Source organism: Actinacidiphila oryziradicis (assembly GCF_005047355.1).
In the GTDB taxonomy this organism is placed as follows: domain Bacteria; phylum Actinomycetota; class Actinomycetes; order Streptomycetales; family Streptomycetaceae; genus Actinacidiphila; species Actinacidiphila oryziradicis.
This window is the reverse complement of sequence record NZ_SUMC01000008.1, coordinates 110,270-134,089: the sequence shown is the minus strand read 5'-3', so window position 1 is coordinate 134,089 and position 23,820 is coordinate 110,270. Positions and strand designations below refer to the sequence as shown.

Genomic DNA, 23,820 nt, shown 5'->3' with positions numbered 1-23,820 from the left:
CTTGGCCGACGGCCCCGGTGACCCCTACGGTGGACCCTCCCCCGACGTGCCGGAAGCGGAGTCGGGCGCGTTGAATGTCAGAGCTGTGGCGTAAGAAAGATGAAGCACGCTGCGGTCCGCCGGACGGGAGGAGGTGACGGGGGTGAGCCAACCCGAACCCGCGGACGATCAGTGGGGAGACGAGCCGCCGTTTCCGCCGGACGGCGGTGGTTCCGTCTCACGTTTCCGCAAGCAGGACGGCGGCCATGGTCGCGACCGGGACCGGGATCGCGACCGGGAGGGTGGCGGCGGTGGCGGCGGGGGCTTCGAGCGGGTGCCCCCCCAGGACCTGGACGCCGAGCAGTCCGTGCTCGGCGGCATGCTGCTCTCCAAGGACGCCATCGCCGACGTGGTCGAGGTCCTCAAGGGCGCCGACTTCTACCGTCCCGCCCACGAGACCATCTACGCCGCCATCCTCGACCTCTACGCCCGCGGCGAGCCCGCCGACCCCATCACCATCGCCGCGGAGCTCACCAAGCGCGGCGAGCTGGCCCGCGTCGGCGGCGCCCCCTACCTCCACACCCTTGTCAACGCCGTCCCCACCGCCGCCAACGCCGAGTACTACGCCGAGATCGTCCACGAGCGTGCCGTACTCCGCCGGCTCGTCGAGGCCGGCACCCGTATCACCCAGATGGGATACGCCGCCGACGGCGACGTCGACGAGATCGTCAACTCCGCCCAGGCCGAGATCTACGCCGTCACCGAGCAGCGCACCTCCGAGGACTACCTCCCCCTCGGCGAGATCATGGAAGGCGCCCTCGACGAGATCGAGGCCATCGGATCACGCAGCGGCCAGATGTCCGGCGTGCCCACGGGCTTCACGGACCTGGACTCCCTGACCAACGGGCTGCACCCCGGCCAGATGATCGTCATCGCGGCAAGGCCCGCGATGGGCAAGTGCGTTACCGGCATGACGAGATTGATTGAGGCGAACTCGGGAGCTCGCGTCACCGTGGCCGAATTCGTCCGCCGAGGTGAGGCTGGCGAGGATCTGGCCGTCCACACCATGGACGAGAGCTGGCGGATGCGTGTGGTAAGACCTTCGGCCTTCCACAGAAACGGCCGCAAGCCGGTCTTCAGGCTTACGACGCAGCTCGGCCGGAGTATCGGCGCCACTGCCAACCATCCCTTCCGCACCCTTCGCGGCTGGGTGCCGCTGCAAGAGCTCAGACCGGGCGACCGGATCGCCGTTCCCCGCACCTTGCCCGCGAAGGCGTCCGCAGAGCTGCCTGACGCGCTTGTGGCGCTGACCGGCTATCTCATGGGCGACGGCTCGCTCAAGGGCCAGACGCCCCGACTCACCGCCCGCGCTGACCGTATCCGCCAAGACGCCACGGAGTGGGCAGCGCAGCTGATGCTCCGCGTCCGCCACGGCATGCCGGGTCCATACGCGGAGCCCGCGCTATGTCCCCGCGGCGGTGAACAGCAGCACCCCCCGGTGCTGACCTTCGTCTCAGCCGCACTCGGCCCGAATCCGCTCACGACGCGTCTCTCGGAGTGGGGCCTCATGGAGCTCGGCAGCCACGACAAATTCGTCCCCGAGGTGTTCTTCCGGCTGCCCGAGCGGCAGATCGCGCTCTTCCTGTCACGCCTCTACGCCACCGATGGCTGGGCCTCGGTGCCCGAGCCGGGCAATCAGCCCCGGATCGGCTACCGCTCGGTGAGCGAGCGGTTGGCCCGCGATGTCGGGCATCTGCTGCTGCGCCTCGGCATCGTTGCCAAGGTGGTGCGCCGCACGGTCGCGTACGAGGTGCTTATCGAGGACCTGGACCAGATCCGCACTTTCGCTGCCCGGGTGGGAATCTTCTCCCAGGAGAAGCAGCTCGCCGAGGTCGTGGGCGCCTGCGGTGACCGTGACGGACGGCCCGGCACCGATCTGATCCCCGGCGATGTCTGGGAGCTGATCAAGGCCGAGAAGGGCAGTCTCAGCTGGCCCGAGGTGAACAGGCGCACGGGCCGTCAGAGCACCCACAACTGGCGTGTGGGCCGGCAGATCAGTCGGCACCGGCTGATGGAGCTGGCCAAGGCGCTCGACTCGCAGACCCTGGCCGACCTCGCGAGCTCCGATGTCCAGTGGGACCGGATCGAGTCCATCGAGCCGGACGGCGAGGACGAGGTCTACGACCTCACCGTCGACGGCACCCACAACTTTGTCGCCGACGACATCGTCGTGCACAACTCCACCCTGGCACTGGACTTCGCACGGGCCTGCTCCATCAACCACGGGATGCCCAGCGTCATCTTCTCCCTGGAAATGGGGCGCAACGAGATCGCGATGCGTCTGCTCTCGGCCGAGGCACGGGTGGCCCTGCACCATATGCGGTCCGGCAGCATGACGGACGACGACTGGACCCGCCTCGCCCGCCGCATGCCGGATGTGTCGGCGGCGCCGCTCTACATCGACGACTCGCCGAACCTGTCGATGATGGAGATCCGCGCCAAGTGCCGCCGCCTGAAGCAGAGAAACGACCTGCGGCTTGTCGTCATCGACTATCTGCAGCTGATGCAGGCCGGCGGCTCACGGCGCGCCGAGAGCCGCCAGCAGGAAGTCTCCGACATGTCGCGAAACCTCAAGCTGCTGGCCAAGGAGCTGGAGGTGCCGGTCATCGCGCTGTCTCAGCTGAACCGTGGCCCAGAGCAGCGGACCGACAAGAAGCCGATGGTTTCCGACCTCCGTGAAAGTGGATCCATCGAGCAGGACGCCGACATGGTCATTTTGTTGCACCGTGAGGACGCGTACGAGAAGGAGTCCCCGCGTGCGGGCGAGGCCGACCTGATCGTCGCCAAGCATCGTAACGGCCCTACCGCGACCATCACGGTGGCCTTCCAGGGCCATTACTCCCGCTTCGTGGACATGGCGCAGACCTGATCCAGGCTGTAGGAAACTGATGTAGTTGATCAACTGGACGGGTATTTCAGCACTGCATCAGCAACATCCAGTAGTTCAGCATTGGTCAGCCGGACCAGCGACGCGCGGAGGTGTGATGCCGCAGGGGACACGCACGGCACGAGTGACGACTTTCGCTTCCGAGCCAGGACACATCCTCTGGCCGAAGTTGGCACGTGCCCGGTCAGGGCACGTGGTCCTGCTCTCCTCCTGCGAAGGCCAGGAGATCCGCCGCTGGGACATAGCCACCGGCAGGATGCTGTGGCGTTCGGACGATGTGTGGTTCCCCAACGCGCTAGCGGTCGCCTCACCGCCGGGCCGCAACCCGGTGGTGGCGGTGGCCACGGAAGACGGTGTACTGCGGCTCGACGCGCTGACCGGCGCGGAGCTGGATGGGTACGCGATGGCGGCCAATGACACCATCTGGGACGTGGCCACGGGGCTCCTACCGGACGGCCGCGCGTTCATCGCCGGGGCTGGCCACTGCGGCTTCTCGGTGTACCGCTGGGACGCCGCGACGGGTGAGCCCTTGGGACCGCCGCTGGCCGGCCACACCATCTGCGTCAAGGCCATCACAGCCATCACGCTGCCCGACGGCACTCCGCTGATCGCCTCGGAGGACGAGGCAGGCCGCATCCTCCGCTGGAACGCCGCATCCGGCCAACCGTACGGAAACCCCATCCACGGGCCCGGTCAGTACAACATGCAGTTGGTCTCCCTCGCCCTGAGCGATGGGCGCGTCATGCTCGCCTCCCTCGACATGCACGGCACCCTGTCTCGCTGGGACGCGGTCACGGGCGAACCGATCGGCCCGCTCTTGCGACCGGGCCCGGAGACCTTCCTGGCCTGCGCCACCGCAGCAGGCGGCGGCGTGCTGTTCATTGCTCCGTACGATGGCCCAGTCCGCGTATGGGACGCCGTCAGCGGCAAAATACTGGGTGCTCCCCTGCCGGGAACCGGCCCCGCCGCCCTGAGCTGTTTCGACGGATCGGTGTGGCTCGCGACCCAGGCAGGCGAAGCGGTGGCTGTCCGTCGCCTCGCCGATCCACCCCGCTGAGTGGCGCCGGGCCTCGTGGGACGGGGCAAGGCTAGAACCGACAGGCGTCGACGGCGATGGCGGAAGCCGCATCGACCACCGGCGCTGCGGTCTCGCGCAGTGCTCAAGTACGAGAGCCGCAGCCCTACCGCGAATGCCGAAGTACCGCGACACCGCAGGTCGTGCTGCTCGACCTTTCCGGATCCCTACACCAGGTGTAGGGATCCGATTTGGTTCAGCGAACGGCCATGTAGATGAGCAGTAGGCGAGCAAAGCTGCTGAAGTAGGACTCTGGTCATCAGCTTCGCTGTAGTGGGGCCGGCATGTGGCCAAGCAGGAGGCGACCGCGGCTGTCCTGCGCGAAGCCGTGCTGAGCCTCATCGGCGACCCGGGAGTGGCCCGCCGGTCGCGGGAGTTGCGGGAGGAACTGCGCGCGGCCGGCGGGACGCTGCGGGCCGTCTCGGTGATCGAGTCGTACCTCTCCTGACCGTCCACGCGCCTCCCTGGCCCTGCTGACGCCCTGACCGGTCCCGGTCCGCACGCCGGGACCGGTCAGGGCGTGCCCACGCGGTGACCGGGGGTGGTGGGGGGCGGGTGGACGGGGTATGTGGCAGGGTGCTGGTGCGGGGGTCATGGTCTGGTGGCGGCAGGGGAGACGGCGTGGGGCGGTTGCATATCTTTGATATGGACGGGACGTTGATGTACGGCTCGTCGGCGAATGTGGAGCTGGCGAAGGGACTGGGGCTGGTCGAGGAGTTCCGGGCGTTGGACATGGCGTTCGGGGCGGGGGAGATCAACCCGGTGCGGTATGCGGAGCGGGCGTACGGAATGTGGTCCTCGCTCACGCAGGATCGGTTGGCGGCGGCGTTCGATGGCGCGCCATGGCTTCGGGGCATCCGGGAGGTGTGGGCGGAGATCACGGCGCGCGGTGAATACTGCGCGGTGATCTCGCTGTCCCCGGATTTCTTTGTGCGGCGGCTGTTGGAGTGGGGCGTGCACGAGGCGCGGGCCTCGGTGTTCCCGGAAGTGCCGTTCCCGGCGGAGGCGGTGCTGGACCCGGCGAAGATTCTGCTGCCGGAGTCGAAGGTGACGATCGCGGGTGAGCTTTGCGCGCGGTACGGGGTGGGCTGGGCCGACTGCGTGGCGTACGGCGACTCGATGTCGGACACGGTGCTGTTCGGGACAGTGCCGGTGTCGGTGGCGGTCAATGGCGATCACCATGTGAGCGGGCTGGCCACGCACGCGTACACCGGGCGGGATCTCCGGGAGGCGTACGAATTGGTGTCAAGTAGGTAGATATTACGCAACATCACTTGTGGTGGAAATCACGCAAATTGTGAGGGGTTGTGGAATGCCGCGCTCCAGGTAGGGTCGACTGCGTTCGACTGCGGAGAGATCGGCATACACACCGTGAGCAGACGGAGCATAACGTGATCGGTGGCCCCGTTTCCCGCGATTCCGGCTATTTGTCCGTTGCGCGGCTCTCGTGTGGCACGGTTTCCCCGCAGGACCTGTGGCCGACGTACGGAATCCGACCGGGAGAAGCTCGAGGCGAAGCTGACCATGGACGCTCTGACCACCAATCCGGCCGATTCCGAATCGCACAACGAGTCCGCGAACGCCCCGATGAATGTCTCCGCGAACGCCTCTGAACCGGCGGGTGGCGGCGGCTGGTTCACACCCCGGCCGCGCCAGTCCCCTCCCTCGGAGCGGGAGGGGGGCGCCGCGGGAGGAGTGCCTAGCCGCCCCGTGAGCCCCATACGCCCCGTCGGCAGGGGTTCCGCCCGTCCGGTGCCTCCGTCGGCTCGTCCGGGGCCTCCTACGGCCCAGCCGGCGCCTCCGTCGGCCCCGGCTGCTCAGCCGGCTCCGCCGGCCGCCGGCCGCCCGGCTGCTGCGCTGCCGCCCGAAGTGCCGCAGCCGCGGCCGCCGGAGGCCGGGGCCGGGCCCTCGCCGGACGCGATACTGATCCGGCGGACGATGGCCGAGGTGGCGCCGGTCGCGGACAAGACGACGTCGTACTTCTACGCGTTGCTGTTCATCCAGCACCCGGAGCTGCGTGAGCTGTTCCCGGCGGCGATGGACGCCCAGCGGGACCGCCTGGTGAAGGCGCTGCTGACCGCGGCCGAGCACATCGACAATCCCAAGGTGCTCTCGGAGTACCTGGCCAATCTGGGCCGGGGACACCGCAAGTACGGCACACGGCCCGAGCACTATCCGGCGGTCGGGGAATGCCTTATCGGCGCGCTGACGAGGTACGCGGCGGCGGTCTGGGACGCGGAGACCGAGGCGGCGTGGGTGCGCGCGTACACGGCGATCTCGCAGATCATGATCGACGCGGCGGCGGCGGACGAGAGGCACGCGCCGCCGTGGTGGCGGGCTGAGGTCGTCTCGCACGAGCTGCGGACCCCGGACATAGCGGTGGTCACGGTCCGTCCCGACCAGCCGTACCCCTTTCTCGCGGGCCAGTACACGGCGATGGAGACCCCCTGGTGGCCCCGGGTGTGGCGGCACTACTCGTTCGCTTCCTCCCCCCGTTCCGACGGGCTGCTCTCCTTCCACGTCAAGGCGGTACCGGCCGGCTGGGTCAGCACCGCGCTGGTGCGCCGGGCGCGGCCGGGCGATGTGATCCGGCTCGGTCCTCCGGCCGGTTCCATGACTGTGGACCACAGCACTGACAACGGGCTGCTGTGCCTGGGCGGTGGCACCGGCATAGCGCCGATCAAGGCACTGGTCGAGGATGTCGCTCAGCACGGCCGCAAGCGGGCGGTCGAGGTTTTCTACGGCGCGCGCAGTGACCGCGACCTGTACGACCTGGACACGATGCTGCGGCTTCAGAAGGAGCACTCCTGGCTTTCGGTCCGCGCTGTGGTGGACGAGCCGCTGACGGACCTCGTCCGGAAGTGCGGCCCGTGGCCCGAGTACGACGCGTATGTCAGCGGGCCGCCGGGGATGATCCGCAGCGGTGTGGAGTCACTGGTCGGCATCGGGGTGCCGTCGCAGCGGATCCGCCACGACCTGGTCGAGGAGCTTGTCGCCTCGGGTGACTGAACCGGCGCCGGCCGCCGGGCCGGGCACCGGCTAGCCGAGGTCCGGCGAGAGCAGGCCCAGCACGCCTTCGATGTTCGCGTCCAGATAGTGGCGCAGGGTGAGCGGCACGATCTCCACGGAGGCCAGGCCGACCCGGCTGAAGGGCACCCGGACGATCTCGTACTCACCGCTCGGCTCATCGATTTCGGGGCCGTGCCGTAGGCGGGGGTCCATGGACGCGAGCCGGCAGACGAAGAAGTACTGCACCTTTACGCCGTGCGAGCCGTCGTCCGCGATGTGCTCGATGGTGTCGACGAAGGCGGGCACCACATCGGTGACCTTGGCGCCGAGCTCTTCGTCGACCTCGCGGTGGAGGGCGTCGACGACCGAGGCGTCGGAGGGCTCGACGCCGCCGCCGGGGGTGACCCAGTAGGGGCTGAGGCCGGGCTTGGTGCGCTTGATCAGGAGCAGCGACCAGCTGTCGGGGCCGCCGTCGAGCAGGATGGCGCGGGCGGTGCGTTTGACCACCGGGCGGGTGGGTCGGGCTTCGGAGTCCGGGGACATGCAGGAGATCTGCCGCGACAGGGGAGGCGGCAAACACCCCGGGCGCGGTGAATCGGAGCGCCCGGTTCCCGGCGGGGCGTGCTACCAGGCGGATGCGGCGCGCAGTAGCCGGTCGTGCGCCCTCGCAATGTGCGGCAGGGCGAGGGTTCCGGCTCGTACGGACAGGAAGTACGTACGCAGCGGGGGCACCGGCGGGTCGATGAGCGCTACCGCCGCGCCCGAGCTGAGCGCGTCGCAGCACATATAGCGCGGCAGTACGGCCATGCCGGCGCCGGCGATCACGGCCAGCAGGACTGCCCGCAGGTCGGGCACGACAATCGCGGGCACGTGGGTGGACCTGGTGTCGAACACGGCCAACCAGTAGTGGCTGAGGAGGGGCAGCTCCTCGTCGAAGCTGATGACGGGTACGTTGCGCAGGACATCGGGGCCGCCGGCGCGCACCGCCTGCGGGCCGCCGGTCCGCTCCTGCCAGCCGGGGGAGGCGATGAGTACCTGCTCCTCGTCCCACAGTGGGGTCGCGGCCAGCAGCCGGTCGCGGGAGCGCAGGGTGCCGATGCACAGGTCGTGGTGGCCGGCGGCGAGGCCGGCCAGCCCGTCCTCGTCCGCGCGGCTGAGCGCGACGCGTAGGGAGAGCCCTTCGGCGGCCAGCGCGGCGAGCGCGGGGAGGGCGCGCAAGGCGGTGAAGCTCGGCGGGCCGATGAGGTGAAGGGTGCGGCTGCCGGACTCGTCGGCGAGGTCGTTCTCGGCGATTTCGAGGAGTGCGTCGAGGTGCGGAGCGACCTTGTGGGCGAGTTCGTCACCGACGCTGGTGGGGGCGACGCCGCGCGGGAGCCGGAGGAAGAGGGGGCGGCCGACCTGGCGTTCCAGGCTGCGTATCTGTCCGGTGACGGCGGGTTGGGAGAGCCCGAGCAGCTGGGCGGCCCGGGTGAAGGAGCCGGCCCGGTGCACCGTGATGAACGTGCGCAGCAGAGCCAGATCCATGGGGCCGCTCCTTGAGGGGCTTCTGTGTCTTGCGTGGCTGGTGTGGTTCGTGTGGTTGTAGTTGTGGCTGTAGCGGGCTGTCCTGGTGACTGTCATGACTGGGCAGGGGCCGCAACTATAAATATATCGATAGGTCTGCGTCGTTACTGTGATTGGACACTGACGCAGAGTCAACTAGCCTTGTTCGAGCGGATCTCCGCACGTCAAGCCAGGGTGGTCCGAGCCACGAGGGGGGAGGCTCGGGCCACCCATTCCGCATGGGCAAATCCGTGCATACCCCCGTCGGTTGGCCCTTTTTTGGCACCTTTTGACTGTTTGGTGCTATTTGACGCCATCCAGCGCGCGCAGCACATCCCCCACGATGTCCGCCGCGTCCTCCACCCCGACCGAGAAACGGATAAAACCTTCCGGCACCGCGTCGCCGCCCCACCGCGCCCGGCGCTCCGCTGTGCTGGTCACACTTCCGAAGCTTGTCGCCTCCGTGGTCATCCGCAATCCCGCCAGGAACCGCTCCGCGTAATCGCGGTCCGGCAGGGTGAAGGACACCACACTGCCGAACCGGCGCATCTGCCCCGCCGCCACCTGGTACGCCGGGTCCCCCGGCAGGCCCGGGTGGCGCAGCCCCGTCACCTCGGGCCGGTCGCGGAGCGCCTCCGCGAGGGCCAGCGCGTTCGCCGCCTGGCGGTCCACCCGCAGGGCGAGGGTCGACAGGGAGCGGTGTGCCAGCCACGTCTCCATCGGGCCGGGGATCGCTCCGACCGTCTTGCGCCACCGCCGCACCTGTGCGGCGAGTTCCGGAGCGCGGGTGGTGACATAGCCCAGCAGCAGGTCGCCGTGGCCGCTCAGCGCCTTTGTGCCGCTCGCCACGGAGAAGTCCGCCCCCAGGCCTAGCGGACGCTGACCCAGCGGCGTCGCCAGGGTGTTGTCGACCGCCACCAGCACGCCCGCCCGGTGCGCGGCTTCCGCCAGCCGCCGGATGTCGCACACATCCAGTGCCGGATTGGACGGGGTCTCGATCCACAGGAGCTTCGCGCCCAGCAGCGCCTCCAACTGCGCGTCGCCAGCGGTGGGAGCGAGGCGTACGGCGACGCCGTAGGACTCAAGGCGCTGCTGGAGGCTGCGCGTCGCCTGGTAGCTGTCGGAGGGCAGTACGACGGTGTCTCCGGAGCGGACCTGCGACAGCAGGACGGACGCGATCGCGCCCATGCCGGAGGAGAAGACGATCGTCTCCGCGGGGCCCTCCGGGACTTCCAGCTCCGAGATCGCCCGCTCCAGCCGCGTCCAGGTCGGGTTCTCGTCCCGCCCGTAGGTGTACGGGCCCGTCGCCTCGCCGGGGAGGTGGTAGTGCGCCGCGAACACCGGGCCCGGCAGCGAGGGCTCGTACGGCTCCGCAGGGGGACGGCCCGCGTGCACGCTACGGGTGCTCTCGCCCTCGCCGGGCGCGCAGTCTTCGTGTGCGCGGGGCGGTGTCATCCTGCGGCCTCCTGGGTGCGTGTCGGTTGTGCGCGTACCCATCCAACCCGATGGGGGTTGTCAGTCCTCGTCGGGGAGGACCATGTGGAGGGCCAGGGAGACGATGCTGATGATGAGGCCGCCGAGGAGGGCGGCCCAGAAGCCTTCGACGTGGAAGTCGAGACTGAGCTTGCCGGCCAGCCAGGAGGTGAGAAGCAGCATCAGGGCGTTCACGACCAGGGAGAAAAGGCCGAGGGTCAGGATGAGCACAGGGAAGGAAAGGAGCTTCGCGATCGGCTTCACGACCCAGTTGACGACGCCGAAGACGAGGGCGACCAGGATCAGAGTCAGCGCCTTGTGAGCGGTGTTGTTGCCGGTGAGCGTGATGTTCTGTACGAGCCAGATGGCGATGCCGAGGGCAACGGCGTTGGCGAGTGTCTTGATGACAAAGTTCTTCATGGTTGTGATCGTTGCAGAAGCGGTTGAAGAGGCAAGGGAGCGTGTGTAATGAAGGTGTTCCGATTGGACGACCTGGAGGCCGAGCGGGCCGCCAACGACGGGGCGTACCTGCGCTTTCTACGTGAACGCAATATGTCGGCCGGGCTCTACGCGCTGGCCGCGGGCGAACTCGACCCGCAGAAGCCGCACACCCAGGACGAGATCTATCTGGTGGTGAGCGGCCGGGCGGCGATCACGGTCGGGGAAGAGACGACGTATGTCGGGCGCGGCAGCGTCGTATATGTGCCGGCCGGGGTGCCGCACCGGTTTCACCACATCACGGAGGACATCCGGGTCCTGGTGGTCTTCTCGCCGCCCGAGGGATGATGCCCGGCTCTCCGGGCCCGTAGGGGAACGGTCAGGGGCGGACGGGGGTTGTGACCTCTCCTCCTGAGGCCCGCGGGGCCCTAGCCTGGTGGCGGATACTCGAAACGGAGGAACAGACGGTGAACGAACTCTTCAAGGGCCTGCCCTGGTGGGTCAAATGGGTCGCGGTGCCGGTCATCGCGATCGTTGTGTTCGGCGGCCTGGTCGTCAGTGTGATCGGCTTCTTGTTCGGGCTGCTGTTCAAGGTGCTGCTGTTCGCGGCGCTGGTCGGCGGCCTGGTGTTCGTGGTGAAGAAGTTCACATCGTCCTCCCGCGACAGCTGGTAGCCGCCACGGGAGAACAGGGGGCTGGCGTTCCTTATTTCGCCCTGCGCCGGCGGCCGCCACTTCCCGCCGCTTTCCCTGGGATGTTCCCCGTACCGCTCCCGGTGTCCCCATTGCGCCGGTCGGCAGTGACAACGAGCGCTGCCAGCGCCGTGGTCAGCGGTACGGAGGCGACCAGGCCGATGCTGCCCACCAGGGTCCGTACGATCTCCTCCGCCACCAGCTCGCTGCCCGCCACCTGCAGTACGCCGCTGCGTGCGACGGAGAAGAGCAGCAGCAGCGGCAGCGCGGCACCCGCGTAGGCCATGACGAGGGTGTTGACGACGGAGGCGATGTGGTCGCGGCCGATCCGCATGCCGGCCAGGTAGAGCTTGCGCCAGTTCGCCGTCGGGTCGGCGTCCCGCAGTTCCCACACGGCGGAGGTCTGGGTGACCGTCACATCGTCCAGGACGCCCAGGGAGCCGATGATGACCCCGGCCAGCAGCAGGCCGCGGACATCGATGCCGGGGTAGAGAGCGTGGATGAGACCGGTCTGGTCGTCGGTGTTGCCGGTCAGGTGGGCCCAGGAGATGAAGCCCGAGCCCAGGACACCGATCAGGAACAGTGAGCACAGGGTGCCGATGACCGCCACCGAGGTGCGGGCGTTGAGGCCGTGGGAGAGATACAGCGCGATCAGCATGATGGCGCTGCCGCCGATCACCGCCACCAACAGCGGATTGTCGCCGCGCAGGATGGCCGGGAGGATGAAGAGCGTCAGCACGGCGAAGCTGATGACGAGCGCGACCAGCGCCATGAGGCCGCGCATCCGGCCGATGACGATCACCGCGACCGCGAAGAGCCCGGCGAGCAGCGCCATCGGGAAGCCGCGTTGCACGTCGCTCACCGAATACTGCAGGCTCTTGGGGGCTTGGGGCGCGTACGCCAGCACCACGCCCTGCCCCTGGGTGTAGCGGCGGGTCTGGTCCGGCTGGACGATCTCGGTGAAGGTGCGGCCCTTGTCCGGACCGGAGGTGACCTCGATGGTCGCCTTCTGGCAGGCTTGTGAGGCTGCGGAGGGGGACGCCGAGGGTGACGGGGATGCCGTACCGCTACTGCCTGATCCGGCGTTCACGTCCGAGCACTTCACATCGACGAGTTTGGTGACCTTGCCGGACCGGGTCTGCTGGTCGAAGCCGACCCCGGTGTGCGCGTGCGGTGGCACGCCGCCCGGCCACAGCACGATTATCCCGGCCAGGACGGCAGTCGCGAACGGCACGAGCACCGCGGCGATGACTTTGCGCAGGTGCTTGGAGACCGGCGGAACCGGGCCGTGACTGTGCGAGTGCGAGTGCGAGTGTGCCGAGTGAGGGGTGTCCACGGCCCGATCATCGCAAAGGCCGTCTGGTGCGTGGGGGCAAAGACCCGCTAGCGTTGTGGACACCTTTTGCAAACCGCGGGAGCTCGGAGCACCGGGCTGAGAGGGCGCTGACGAATCGCTGCGCCGACCGCTGAACCTGTTACCGGGTAATGCCGGCGTAGGGAGTGGGTCTCATGACTATGCAGGATGCACGCATGCCTGAAATGCCGGAAAACACCCAAGTTGGGTGGCACAAGGGCTATATCACCGGATCGCGGCCGGACATCAGTGTCCCCGTCCGGCGAGTGCACCTCACCAACGGCCGCGACGTGACGCTGTACGACACGTCCGGCCCGTACACCGATCCGAACATCACCACCGACGTCCGCCGCGGCCTCCTGCCGCTCCGCCAGAACTGGATCACCGGCCGCGGCGACACCGGGGAGTACCCGGGCCGCCCCGTCCGCCCCGAGGATGACGGCCTCAAGCACACCGCTCCGCGTGGCGGGCTCCGCAATCTGGACGCGGTCTTCCCCGGCCGCCCGAGGCTGCCCCGCCGCTCCAGGGACGGGCAGCCGGTCACGCAGCTCGGGTACGCCCGGCGAGGTGAGATCACCCCGGAGATGGAGTACGTCGCGATCCGCGAGAACGTCTCCCCCGAGACCGTACGCGAGGAGATCGCGGCCGGCCGGGCCGTTCTCCCCGCGAACGTCAACCATCCGGAGAGCGAGCCGATGATCATCGGCAAGCGGTTCCTGGTGAAAGTCAACGCCAACATCGGGAACTCCGCCGTGACCTCCTCCATTGAGGAGGAGGTCGACAAGATGACCTGGGCGACCCGTTGGGGCGCCGACACCGTGATGGACCTCTCCACCGGCCGTAACATCCACACCACCCGCGAGTGGGTGGTGCGCAACTCCCCTGTCCCGATCGGCACCGTCCCCCTCTATCAGGCACTGGAGAAGGTCGACGGCAGGGCCGAGGAGCTGACCTGGGAGGTCTACAAGGACACCGTCATCGAGCAGGCCGAGCAGGGCGTCGACTACATGACGGTGCACGCCGGGGTGCTGCTGCGCTATGTCCCGCTGACGGCCCGCCGCAAGACCGGCATCGTCTCGCGCGGTGGCTCGATCATGGCCGCCTGGTGCCTCGCCCACCACAAGGAGTCGTTCCTCTACGAGAACTTCGAGGAGCTCTGCGAGATTTTCGCCGCATATGACGTCACCTACTCGCTCGGTGACGGCCTGCGCCCCGGATCGATCGCGGACGCCAACGACGAGGCGCAGTTCGCCGAACTGCGGACCCTGGGCGAGCTCAACACCGTCGCCAAGCGGCACAACGTACAGACCATGATCGAGGGGCCGGGCCATGTCCCGATGCACAAGATCAAGGAGAACATCGACCTGCAGCAGGAGATCTGCGAAGAGGCGCCCTTCTACACGCTCGGCCCGCTCACGACGGACATCGCGCCCGCCTACGACCACATCACCTCCGGTATCGGCGCCGCGATGATCGCCTGGTGGGGCACGGCGATGCTCTGCTACGTGACGCCGAAGGAGCACCTGGGGCTGCCGGACCGCGACGACGTCAAGACCGGCGTCATCACCTACAAGATCGCCGCTCACGCGGCGGATCTGGCCAAGGGGCATCCAGGCGCCCAGGAATGGGACGACGCGCTCTCCGACGCCCGCTTCGAATTCCGCTGGGAGGACCAGTTCAACCTGGCGTTGGACCCGGACTCGGCCCGTGCCTTCCACGACGAGACGCTTCCGGCGGAGCCCGCGAAGACGGCGCACTTCTGTTCCATGTGCGGGCCGAAGTTCTGCAGCATGAAGATCAGCCACAGCATCCGGGAGCAGCACGGCGGCACGATGGACGAGATCGAGGCCGGGATGCGTGAGAAGTCCGAGGAGTTCGCGGCGGCCGGCAACCGCGTCTATCTGCCGATCGCGGAGTAGCCCTGCGGGCGGCTGCGGTCACGGCCCGCGCCGGGTGTGTGGCGCGCGCTGGGCCGCGGCCGGTTTCAGCGCCGCCGGGCTGCGCCCCCCGGCCTCTCGTCGTTGCGGCGGAAACAGATTTCGCCGCAACGACGGCGAGCAGCGGTAACGGCGCTGCCCGGTGGCTGCGAACCGGCTTCGGCCGGGCGGTCGCGCGGCGCCGGTCGCGTATCGACCGCGGGGGCCACCGCGGCTGCGGAAGGGCGTCACGCCAGCCAGAGGTCGGGGCCGAAGACTTCGTAGTGGATGTCGGCGGCCCCGACACCGCGCTCCAGGAGCTGGGTGCGGACCGCCCGCATGAAGGGCAGCGGGCCGCAGAGGTACGCGGTCGTGTCCGCCGCAATGGCGATGCCGCTGAGGTCGGCGAGGCCGATGCGGTCGGGGGGCCAGTCGCCGTCCGGGCACTCGTAGAAGACATGGGCGCACGCATCGTCAAGCTTGCGGGTGAGCTGCTCCAGGTTGGCGCGGAAGGCATGGGTGGCCTGGCTGCGGTCGGCGTGGACGGCGATGATGCGGCGCGGCGAGCTGACGGCGGCGAGGTGGGCGAGCATGCCGGTCATGGGGGTGCAGCCGATACCGGCGGAGGCCAGCAGGAGCGGGCCGCAGCCGTCGTCGAGGGTGACATCGCCGAACGGGGCGCTGACGCGGAGGGTGTCGCCGGGGCGGACGCGGTCGTGCAGATGGCCGGAGACTTCGCCGGCCCGCTTCACGGCGAACTGACCCCTGCCACAGAGGCTGTACTGGCGGATCTGGCGGGCCCCGTCGGTGAGTTGTACCTGTACGGAGACGAACTGGCCGGGTCTGGCCGGCGGCAGTGGAGCGCCGTTGGCGGGCTCGACGGTGAAGGTGGCGACGTCGGCCGTCTCGGCGTGCCGTCCGGTGACGCGGTAGTCGCGCCAGGTGTCGCCGAGCAGGACGCCGGTGCTGTCGTAGAGCCGGTTCTCGATGGCGATGAGGGCGTTCGCCAGCAGCCAGTACACCTCGTCCCAGGCGGCGGCGGCCTCGGCGGTGAGCGAGTCACCGAGGACTTCGGCGATGGCCTCGAAGAGGTGCTGGTGCACGATCCGGTACTGGCCGGGGGTGATGCCGAGTGAGGCGTGCTTGTGCGCGATGCGGGTGAGCATGGCGTCAGGGCGTACATCCGGGTCTGAAACCGTAGCCGTCGCGAAAGCGACTATGGCGGCGCCCAGGGCCTGGCGCTGGGCGCCGTTGGCCTGGTTGCCGCGGTTGAACAGGTCCCGCAGAAGCGCGGGGTGGGCGGCGAAGAGCCTGTCGTAGAAGCGCGGTGTGATCTCGCCGATGGCGCCGCCGACGGCGGGCAGGGTCGCGCGGACAGTGCGGGCGGACTTCTCGGACAGCATCACCGGCTCCTAAGTGGCATCCTAGAATCGTATTTATAACCGGACGGGAACCGCCGTGCGGGCGGCGGGGTTTCAGTCTGCGGGGCGGGCGCTGAGGCCCAGGAGTACGGGGCCGGTCGGCGTGGCCGTCAGATCCTCGACCGTCAGGGGGTCCAGGGACGCGTAGAAGGCCTCCTGTGCCCTCCACAGGGCGCCGCGCAGGCGGCAGGCCGCCCGGAGCGGGCACGGCGGGTCGTCCTCGCAGCCGACCACGTCGCCGGTCCCCTCAAGTTCGCGGACCAGCCGCCCCACGGAGCCGGTGCGGCCCGCCTGGGTGAGGGTGAGGCCGCCGCCCCGGCCGCGGCGGGCCTCGACGACGCCGAGGTGCTGGAGCCGGCTGACGACCTTGGCGGCGTGGGTGTAGGGCACGGTGACGGCCGCCGCCACCTCCCTGGTGGTCGGCGCGTCGTCGGCGCCCACCACGGCCAGTCGCATGGCGATGCGGAGCGCTATGTCGGTGCTCTTGGTCAGGCGCACGGTAGGACGATACATAATTGGACTTCAAGAATCCAATTAGTCGGGCTTGTTGTCGGGGCCGCCGAAGTCCGGGCTGCTGTAGTCCGGACTGGAGAAGTCGGGACTGCTGTAGTCCGGGCTGGAGAAGCGGTGGCCCGGCTCGGGGGACTCCTCGGGGCCCGGGCTGCTGAAGTCCGGGCTGGAGTAGCCGAGTCTGGGCATCCTGGGGCCGCCGGCGTTCCCGTTGTAGCCGGCGGCCTGGGCCGGCGCCGGGCCGGGCGGTGTGGTGGCATTGGTGGCGGCCTTGGCGAGCGCCTCCTGTATGAACGGTTGCAGCCCGCGCTCCAATAGCGCCTGTTTCCAGGCCGCGCGGGCTGTCGCCACCTCCGGTGGCGACTCCTCCGGCCGGTCGTGCAGAGCTGTGGCGCCATTGCGCAGTGCGGTGAGCAGCAGGCCGGCCATGCCGAACACAGCGCCGGCCGCCGCGACCGCCGCGAAGAGCCAGCCCGCGGTCTGCAGCGGCTTGGCGATGGCGGGCGGTGAGCCCCCGACGCTCAGCGCGTACCCGAGCAGCAGGAAGATCACAGCGGCGGCGGCGGCCAGTATCGGCGTCAGTACGGCGATGATCGCGAATAACCCGGGGCCCGAACCCGGGGGGTCCGCCACCGGGCCCACGGCGGCCACATACTCGATGCCGCCATGGCGGACGCGCAACCGGTCCTCGGCGGCCCGGCGGATCTGCTCACGTACGTTCAGGTACTGCAGGTACTCCGGCGCGGCGCACGCCGATATCAGCTCTGCCGCGCTGAGTGCCATGGTGCGCAGCTGTTCTGTGTTGAGCGGATTGCCGCCGCCTGAGAGGGCACTGCGAGTTGCCTCGGAGTGCAGGGCTTTGTCGAGGACCCGCTCGAAGTCCGGGCGGTCCCCGCTCAACAGATGTGGAGCACTGTTCATGTGCATCCCCCGATGCCCCGTAGTGGGCCTACGGATATACCGATGGTAGAGCGCAGTGGTGAGGGGGTGACAGAGTGTTTCCGGAATACGGCAGCTTAGGGCAGAAGCGGCAACTGTGCGACCAGCAATCGTCCATCCATCGTCACCCCGCCGTCCATTGCCACCGCCAGATCGTCCGCATACACATGCGGACCCTCCACAACCGGAGGCCGTTCCTCGCCGTCCGCGTTCTGTTCGCCGCCCGCCTCGTCCAGCAGATACGGGATCGGGCTGTGCCCGTGCACCACGCGGCGGCCCCCATATGTGTCGAGCAGCTCTCGTACGGCCTGCGGGCCCGACTCCCCGCGGAAGGCGAACCGCTTGGTGAACTTCCGGAACAGCTCCCAGCACTCTTCCGCGTTGCCGCGCTGGAGCACCCCGGTGACCGTGTCGTTCATCGCGTCGATCGTCGTGCCGTACTCCAGATACGCCGTGGTGTCCGAGTGCAGCAGCAGGTGCCCGTCCGCGACGGTTGCCGCGTCCAGCCGGGACATCCAGGCGATGTGGTGGTCCTGGAGCCGCTCCATATCCGTCGGCTGGCCGCCGTTGAGCCGCCACGCCGCCAGGAACGACGCCGTACCGGCCTGGGAGTGCACAGGAGTGTCCCCGAACCGGTGCGCGCCGAGCAGCAGCAGCTCGTGGTTGCCCATCAGCGCCTTCGCGTAGCCGCCGGCCGCCGCGGCCTCCGCCGACAGCTGCATCACCAGCTCGATCACCCCGATGCCGTCCGGGCCCCGGTCGGTGAAGTCACCGAGGAACCACAGCCGCGCCGGACCCGCTGCCCAGTGCCCCTCGGCGTCGATGAGGCCCTGCGCGTGCAGCGCATCGAGCAGTTCTTGCAGATAGCCGTGGACATCGCCCACGACAAACAGCGGTCCCGGTGAGCCGATCACCGGCAGATCGACTTCCGTCGGCGTGTACTCCTCGTATTCCTCCGGGTACTCCTGCGACACCACCCGCGCGTCGCGGATGGTCGGGTCGTAGCCAGGTGCCACCGCTGGACTCCAGCCTGCCGTCATCTCACGCACGGGTCCTTGACCGGCCCCCTGAGTCATCGACCCCTCCACGATCGCACCGCCATCCGCCCATCATAGGAATGACGCTGTCGGCGTGTGACACACCTGGGTACCGGATTTTCGTCAGGATGCGACAAACACCCCCGAATTCGCCATGCGGCGGGTTTTTCGGGGGGCTTTTCCGGCCCGCCCACCCCGTTCCGGGCGGGCGGGCCGCTGACCGGGAAGCCCGGGGCAAGCCGGGCGGGTACGGGGGCGGGGTGGGCAGGATCACGTTTCAAGAGGGTCCGGCGGGACCGCGCGGGGGGCTGACCGTGGTGCGGGGCGGGCGGCGTTGGGAGGAGGTGCGGATGATCAGCTCGGTGGGCATGACCTGGTGGACGGGGCGGCCGGCGCCGACGCCTTCGATGGCGTCGATGAGGAGTTGTACGACGGCGGTGCCGATGCGGCCCGGTTTGAGGGACAGGGTGGTGATCGGCGGCTCGGTGGCGGCGTAGACGCTGCTTTCACTGCAGCAGACGAGCAGTAGGTCCTCGGGGACCCGCAGCCCGTAGCGGCGGGCCGCGGCCAGCAGGTCCGTGCCGTTGGGGTCGAAGAGGCCGTAGACCGCGTCCGGGCGGTCGGGGCGGGCGAGGAGTCGGTCGGCGGCGACGGCGCCGGCACGCGGGTCGTGGGCGGGGTAGGCCTCGAAGACCGGCTCCTGGCCGACCCGCTCGCACCATTGCAGGTAAGCGGTGGTGGAGAGCCGGGTGTAGGTGTCGGTGCTGGTGCCGGTGAGGAGGCCGATGCGGCGGGCGCCGGCGGCGGCGAGGTGGTCGAGGATGTCGAGGACGGCGGCCTCGTGGTCGTTGTCCACCCAGGCGTGTACGGGCAGGCTGCCCGCGGGCCGGCCGTCGCTGACGACGGGAATGCCCTGGCGCACCAGCTCGGTGACCATGGGGTCGTGGTCGGAGGGGTCAATGACGACGGTGCCGTCGAGCGCGACATTGCCCCAGACGTCGTGCCGCGAGGAGGCGGGCAGGATGACGAGGGCGTACCCCCGGGCCAGTGCGGCCGAGGTGGCGGCACGGGCCATCTCCGCGAAGTACGCGAATTCGGTGAAGGTAAAAGGTGCCTCGCCATAGGTGGTCACGGTCAGGCCGATCAGGCCCGATCTTCCCGTGCGCAGTGTGCGGGCCGCGGCGGAAGGGCGGTAGCCCAGCCGGTCGGCGACCTCGCGCACATGGCGGCGGGTGGTATCGGGCAGTCGGCCCTTGCCGTTGAGTGCGTCGGAGACAGTGGTGATCGAGACCCCGGCCGCGGCGGCGACATCCCGGATGCCCGCCCGCTCCAGCCGGCGTCCGATCGACCGGCTCGCCTGGTGGTTCCCTGCTGCTGTCATGGCGAGCCGATAGTAGGGCTCATATGGTCCGTTCGCGGGGCATCCGGGAAGCCCATCCACAGAAACGTTTCTCCAAGAGAGAATGCCCAGCTCGACCTTGAAAGCGCAGGTGGCACACCGGAATCACCGATGGGTAGGTGCCTTCGGAGGCGATCTTCTGTCCCTTGGAACGGATAACGGAGATACGTCAACTCACCTGTAAGAGGGATGCGCGCCACGGCGTACGCCACAGGCGTGCAGGGCGTTGTACGGCCCTTCCCTGTGCCGTCGCGCCCCCTCGTAGGGTGTGGTCATGACCCCGAAGAGCCCCAAACTGCGCGAAGTACTGGAAGGCATTCCCACCTACAAGCCGGGCCGGCCCCCGGCAGTGGAGGATGACGGAGCGCCCGCGTACAAGCTGTCCTCCAACGAGAACCCGTACCCGCCGCTGCCCGGAGTGCTGGAAGTGGCCATCGCCACCGCGCGCAGCTTCAACCGCTACCCGGACCTGGCCTGCGCCGCGTTGACCGTAGAGCTGGCCGAGCACCTCGGGGTGCCGGAATCGCACATCGCGGCCGGCACCGGATCGGTCGGGGTCGCACAGCAGCTGGTTCAGATCACCTCGGGGCCCGGCGACGAGGTGATGTACGCCTGGCGGTCCTTCGAGGCGTACCCGATCATCACCCGGATCAGCGGCGCGACCGCCGTGCAGGTGCCGCTGGCCGCGGACGAGACACACGATCTGGACGCCATGGCGGACGCGATCACCGACCGCACCCGCCTCATCTTCGTCTGCAACCCCAACAACCCCACCGGCACGGCGGTCAGCCGAGCCGCGCTGGAGCGGTTCCTGGACCGGGTGCCGCAGGACGTGCTCGTCGTGCTGGACGAGGCGTACAAGGAGTTCATCCGTGCCGCCGAAGGTGAAGGGGAGGAGATCCCGGACGGTATCGAGATCTACCGCGACCGCCCCAATGTCGCGGTGCTGCGCACTTTCTCCAAGGCCTACGGCCTGGCGGGCCTGCGGATCGGTTTCGCTGTCGCCCACGAGCCGGTCGCGGAAGCGCTGCGCAAGACGGCGGTTCCGTTCGGGGTGAGCCAGCTCGCGCAGGACGCGGCGGTGGCGTCGCTGCGTGCCGAAGGCGCGCTGATGGAGCGGGTGGAGGCGCTGGTAGCGGAGCGTGCCCGGGTTTACGAGGGGCTTACCGCCCAGGGCTGGACGGTGCCGGCGACCCAGGCGAACTTCGTATGGCTGCGGCTGGGGGAGCGGACGGCGGATTTCGCGGCGGCGGCGGAGGCCGCAGGGGTGACGGTCCGGCCGTTCGCAGGCGAAGGGGTACGGATCACGATCGGTGAGACCCAGGCCAATGACCTGCTGCTTCGCATGGCGGAGGCGTTCCGCAAGGAGCTCTAGCGCTGGCTCCGATGCGGGCTCAAATCCTGGCGGGTAGCCGGAAGCGCCTGCTTTTGACCCCGGTGTCAAGGGGTGAAAGCAGGCGCGCGATACTTGGTTTGTGAATGCGTTCACTTTCACAAGCTCACCAAGTGTCACCACCACCGCCAGGAAGGAGACGTGACGTGCAGCTCGCCCTCGACACGGTCAGCGTCGCGCGATGGCAGTTCGGCATCACCACCGTCTACCACTTCCTCTTCGTCCCCCTGACGATCTCCCTAGCCTTCCTCACCGCCGGTCTGCAGACAGCCTGGGTACGCAGCGGCAAGGAGCACTACCTCAAGGCCGCCAACTTCTGGGGCAAGCTCTTCCTGATCAACATCGCCATGGGTGTGGCCACCGGTCTGGTCCAGGAATTCCAGTTCGGCATGAACTGGTCGGCCTACTCACGCTTCGTCGGTGATGTCTTCGGCGCCCCGCTCGCCTTCGAGGCGCTCATAGCCTTCTTCTTCGAGTCGACCTTCATCGGCCTGTGGATCTTCGGCAAGGACAGGCTCCCGAAGAAGCTGCACGCCGCCACCATCTGGATCGTTGCCTTCGGCACCGTGCTGTCCGCGTACTTCATCCTCGCCGCCAACGCCTGGATGCAGCAGCCGGTCGGCTACAAGATCGTGGAGAAGGCGGACGGCAGCAAGCGCGCCCAGCTCACCGACATCGCCGCCGTGCTCTTCCAGGAGACGGCCGTGGTGAACTTCTTCCACGTCATCAGCTCCGCGTTCCTCGTCGGAGCCGCCTTCATGGTCGGCATCGCCTGCTACCACCTCATACGCAAGCGCCATCTGAAGGTCATGCGCACCTCGCTCCGGCTGGGCCTGACCACCGCCGTCGTCGCCGGGCTGCTCACCGTCATCAGCGCCGACTCCCTCGGCAAGGTGATGTACGAGCAGCAGCCGATGAAGATGTCGGCCGCCGAGGCGCTCTGGGACAGCCAGGCCCCCGCGCCCTTCTCGATCTTCGCCTACGGCAACGTCGCCAAGGGCCACAACACGGTCGCCATCGAAGTTCCCGGGCTGCTCTCCTTCCTCGCCAAGAACGACTTCAGCGCCAAGATCCCCGGGATCAAGGACGTCAACAAGGCCGAGCAGCAGAAATACGGCCCCGGAGACTACGAGCCCAACATCCCCACCGCGTACTGGTCCTACCGGTGGATGATCGGTTTCGGCGGCGTCTCGATAGCCTTCGGCTTCGTCGGACGCTGGCTGGTCCGGAAGAAGTTCTGGCTCGCCGAGCAGCACCGCACCACCGACGACGAGCCGCTGAAACTGATGCTGACGAAGGAACGGGAGCTCGCCCCGGCCCCCTCGAAGTGGTTCTGGCGGATCGGGCTGCTCACCATGGGCTTCCCGTTGATAGCCACCTCCTGGGGATGGATCTTCACCGAGACCGGCCGCCAGCCATGGGTCGTCTACGGAGTACTGAAGACCTCCGCCGCGGTCTCCCCCGGAGTCTCGCTCGCCGAGGTCATCACCTCGCTCGTCGTCTTCACCTCGCTCTACGCCGTCCTCGCCGTCGTCGAGGTGAAGCTGATGGTCAAGTACGCCAAGGCAGGCCCCGCCGAGTTGACGGACAGCGACCTCAACCCGCCCACCAAGCTCGGCTCCGGATCCGATGACGATTCCGACAAGCCGCTGGCCTTCGCCTACTGAGAGGACGGGGATCCCGGCTCATGCACCTCTACGACCTCTGGTTCGTCGTCATCGCCGTCCTGTGGACCGGCTACTTCTTCCTTGAGGGATTCGACTTCGGTGTTGGCGTCCTCACCAAGCTGCTGGCCCGCGACCGTCAGGAACGCCGGGTCCTCATCAACACCATCGGACCCGTCTGGGACGGCAACGAGGTGTGGGTGATCGCTGCCGCAGGCGCGACCTTCGCCGCGTTCCCCGACTGGTACGCCACCCTCTTCTCCGGCTTCTACCTGCCGCTTCTCGTCATCCTGCTCAGCCTGATCGTCCGCGTACTCAGCTTCGAGTACCGGCACAAGAGGGATGAGGAGCGCTGGCAGAACGTCTGGGAGAATGTGCTGTTCTGGTCCTCGGTCGTGCTGGCCTTCCTGTGGGGGGCCGTCTTCGCCAACATCGTGCGCGGAGTCAGGATCGACCGGCATCTGGATTACGTCGGTGGCACGGGCGACCTGATCAACCCGTACGCCATCCTCGGCGGGCTCACGACCCTCGCCCTCTTCACCCTGCACGGCACCGTCTTCACCGCGCTCAAGACGGTCGGCGACATCCGGATGCGGGCCCGGAAGCTCACCCTGCGGCTGGGCGCGGTCACGATCGCACTCGCCCTGGCCTTCCTGCTGTGGACGCAGTACCAGCACGGGAACGCCAGGAGCCTGCCTGCCCTGCTGGTCGCCGCGCTCGCGCTGGTCGCCACGCTCGTGATGAACCAGCGCGGACGGGAGGGCTGGGCGTTCGCCTTCTCGGGGATCGCGATCGCGGCAACCGTCGCCATGCTCTTCCTGGCGCTCTTCCCGGATGTCATGCCGACCTCACTGCACGGCGGCACGAGCCTTACCGTCTCCAATGCCTCCTCGGGCGCATACACCCTCAAAATCATGACGTGGTGCGCGGCTGTCGCCACACCGCTTGTGATGGTCTACCAGGGCTGGACCTACTGGGTCTTCCGCAAGCGCATCGGCGTCCAGCACATCGCCGAGTCCGCTCACTGAGGGG

At 68.5% G+C, this 23,820-nt stretch carries 21 protein-coding genes; 11 read left to right on the top strand and 10 right to left on the bottom strand.

Features of this window, described 5'->3' with window-relative positions:
• The first annotated feature begins 142 nt into the window (after nucleotides 1-142).
• The 5 genes from dnaB (at nucleotide 143) to FCI23_RS11535 (ending at nucleotide 7,010) form a co-directional block, all read left to right on the top strand.
• Nucleotides 143-2,908, top strand: coding sequence for a replicative DNA helicase (gene dnaB / locus FCI23_RS11550; RefSeq protein ID WP_136723408.1), 2,766 nt, complete (start codon nucleotides 143-145; stop codon nucleotides 2,906-2,908).
• Between the two features lie 25 nt (nucleotides 2,909-2,933).
• Nucleotides 2,934-3,983 (top strand): WD40 repeat domain-containing protein, encoded by a 1,050-nt coding sequence (locus FCI23_RS11545; protein ID WP_265737737.1) that lies wholly within the window; start codon nucleotides 2,934-2,936, stop codon nucleotides 3,981-3,983.
• Between the two features lie 304 nt (nucleotides 3,984-4,287).
• Nucleotides 4,288-4,449, top strand: a complete 162-nt coding sequence (locus tag FCI23_RS56320; protein ID WP_169316767.1) for a hypothetical protein — start codon at nucleotides 4,288-4,290, stop codon at nucleotides 4,447-4,449.
• Nucleotides 4,450-4,622: 173 nt separating this feature from the next.
• Complete coding sequence (locus tag FCI23_RS11540) at nucleotides 4,623-5,258, top strand: HAD family hydrolase (protein ID WP_136723406.1); 636 nt, start codon at nucleotides 4,623-4,625, stop codon at nucleotides 5,256-5,258.
• Nucleotides 5,259-5,525: 267 nt separating this feature from the next.
• On the top strand, nucleotides 5,526-7,010 hold the full coding sequence (locus FCI23_RS11535) for a globin domain-containing protein (protein WP_136723405.1): 1,485 nt from the start codon (nucleotides 5,526-5,528) through the stop codon (nucleotides 7,008-7,010).
• A 30-nt stretch (nucleotides 7,011-7,040) separates the two neighbouring features.
• On the opposite strand, the gene FCI23_RS11530 is transcribed toward FCI23_RS11535, so the two are convergent.
• From FCI23_RS11530 to FCI23_RS11515, 4 genes are all read right to left on the bottom strand, one after another.
• Nucleotides 7,041-7,553: an NUDIX hydrolase gene (locus FCI23_RS11530; protein ID WP_136723404.1), complete on the bottom strand. Its 513-nt coding sequence runs from the start codon at nucleotides 7,551-7,553 to the stop codon at nucleotides 7,041-7,043.
• 81 nt (nucleotides 7,554-7,634) lie between these two features.
• On the bottom strand, nucleotides 7,635-8,534 hold the full coding sequence (locus tag FCI23_RS11525; protein ID WP_136723403.1) for a LysR family transcriptional regulator: 900 nt from the start codon (nucleotides 8,532-8,534) through the stop codon (nucleotides 7,635-7,637).
• A 321-nt stretch (nucleotides 8,535-8,855) separates the two neighbouring features.
• Nucleotides 8,856-10,007, bottom strand: coding sequence for a cystathionine gamma-lyase (locus tag FCI23_RS11520; RefSeq protein ID WP_136723402.1), 1,152 nt, complete (start codon nucleotides 10,005-10,007; stop codon nucleotides 8,856-8,858).
• Nucleotides 10,008-10,067: 60 nt separating this feature from the next.
• Nucleotides 10,068-10,445, bottom strand: a complete 378-nt coding sequence (locus FCI23_RS11515) for a phage holin family protein (protein WP_136723401.1) — start codon at nucleotides 10,443-10,445, stop codon at nucleotides 10,068-10,070.
• Between the two features lie 48 nt (nucleotides 10,446-10,493).
• On the opposite strand from FCI23_RS11515, the gene FCI23_RS11510 reads away from it, so the two are divergent.
• Nucleotides 10,494-10,811: a cupin domain-containing protein gene (locus FCI23_RS11510; protein WP_136723400.1), complete on the top strand. Its 318-nt coding sequence runs from the start codon at nucleotides 10,494-10,496 to the stop codon at nucleotides 10,809-10,811.
• A 119-nt stretch (nucleotides 10,812-10,930) separates the two neighbouring features.
• On the top strand, nucleotides 10,931-11,137 hold the full coding sequence (locus tag FCI23_RS11505; protein ID WP_136723399.1) for a DUF5326 family protein: 207 nt from the start codon (nucleotides 10,931-10,933) through the stop codon (nucleotides 11,135-11,137).
• A gap of 31 nt (nucleotides 11,138-11,168) precedes the next feature.
• Here FCI23_RS11505 and FCI23_RS11500 read toward each other — a convergent pair whose 3' ends face one another.
• Nucleotides 11,169-12,491 carry a YibE/F family protein gene (locus FCI23_RS11500; protein ID WP_246143642.1) on the bottom strand — a complete coding sequence of 441 codons (1,323 nt, stop codon included), beginning with the start codon at nucleotides 12,489-12,491 and terminating at the stop codon, nucleotides 11,169-11,171.
• A gap of 173 nt (nucleotides 12,492-12,664) precedes the next feature.
• On the opposite strand from FCI23_RS11500, the gene thiC reads away from it, so the two are divergent.
• A complete protein-coding gene (gene thiC / locus FCI23_RS11495; RefSeq protein WP_136723397.1) occupies nucleotides 12,665-14,428 on the top strand; it encodes a phosphomethylpyrimidine synthase ThiC in 1,764 nt (587 codons plus the stop codon).
• A 245-nt stretch (nucleotides 14,429-14,673) separates the two neighbouring features.
• Here the strand turns inward: thiC and FCI23_RS11490 are convergent, their stop codons facing one another.
• The 5 genes from FCI23_RS11490 to FCI23_RS11470 form a co-directional block, all read right to left on the bottom strand.
• Nucleotides 14,674-15,828 (bottom strand): globin domain-containing protein, encoded by a 1,155-nt coding sequence (locus tag FCI23_RS11490; protein WP_136723396.1) that lies wholly within the window; start codon nucleotides 15,826-15,828, stop codon nucleotides 14,674-14,676.
• A gap of 72 nt (nucleotides 15,829-15,900) precedes the next feature.
• Nucleotides 15,901-16,344: an RrF2 family transcriptional regulator gene (locus FCI23_RS11485; RefSeq protein WP_136723395.1), complete on the bottom strand. Its 444-nt coding sequence runs from the start codon at nucleotides 16,342-16,344 to the stop codon at nucleotides 15,901-15,903.
• Nucleotides 16,345-16,380: 36 nt separating this feature from the next.
• On the bottom strand, nucleotides 16,381-17,277 hold the full coding sequence (locus FCI23_RS11480) for a hypothetical protein (RefSeq protein ID WP_322973819.1): 897 nt from the start codon (nucleotides 17,275-17,277) through the stop codon (nucleotides 16,381-16,383).
• A gap of 95 nt (nucleotides 17,278-17,372) precedes the next feature.
• Entirely contained in the window at nucleotides 17,373-18,371 is a 999-nt protein-coding gene (locus FCI23_RS11475) for a metallophosphoesterase (protein ID WP_211265286.1), read from the bottom strand.
• 238 nt (nucleotides 18,372-18,609) lie between these two features.
• Nucleotides 18,610-19,713, bottom strand: a complete 1,104-nt coding sequence (locus tag FCI23_RS11470) for a LacI family DNA-binding transcriptional regulator (RefSeq protein WP_136723392.1) — start codon at nucleotides 19,711-19,713, stop codon at nucleotides 18,610-18,612.
• A 292-nt stretch (nucleotides 19,714-20,005) separates the two neighbouring features.
• Between FCI23_RS11470 and hisC the strand changes: the two genes are divergently transcribed.
• From hisC to cydB, 3 genes are all read left to right on the top strand, one after another.
• The gene (hisC, locus tag FCI23_RS11465) at nucleotides 20,006-21,106 is read left to right on the top strand and encodes a histidinol-phosphate transaminase (RefSeq protein WP_136723391.1); all 1,101 of its coding nucleotides are present in this window, start codon (nucleotides 20,006-20,008) and stop codon (nucleotides 21,104-21,106) included.
• Between the two features lie 164 nt (nucleotides 21,107-21,270).
• A complete protein-coding gene (locus FCI23_RS11460; protein ID WP_136723390.1) occupies nucleotides 21,271-22,791 on the top strand; it encodes a cytochrome ubiquinol oxidase subunit I in 1,521 nt (506 codons plus the stop codon).
• A gap of 20 nt (nucleotides 22,792-22,811) precedes the next feature.
• Nucleotides 22,812-23,816, top strand: coding sequence for a cytochrome d ubiquinol oxidase subunit II (gene cydB, locus FCI23_RS11455; RefSeq protein WP_136723389.1), 1,005 nt, complete (start codon nucleotides 22,812-22,814; stop codon nucleotides 23,814-23,816).
• Nucleotides 23,817-23,820: the final 4 nt, after the last annotated feature.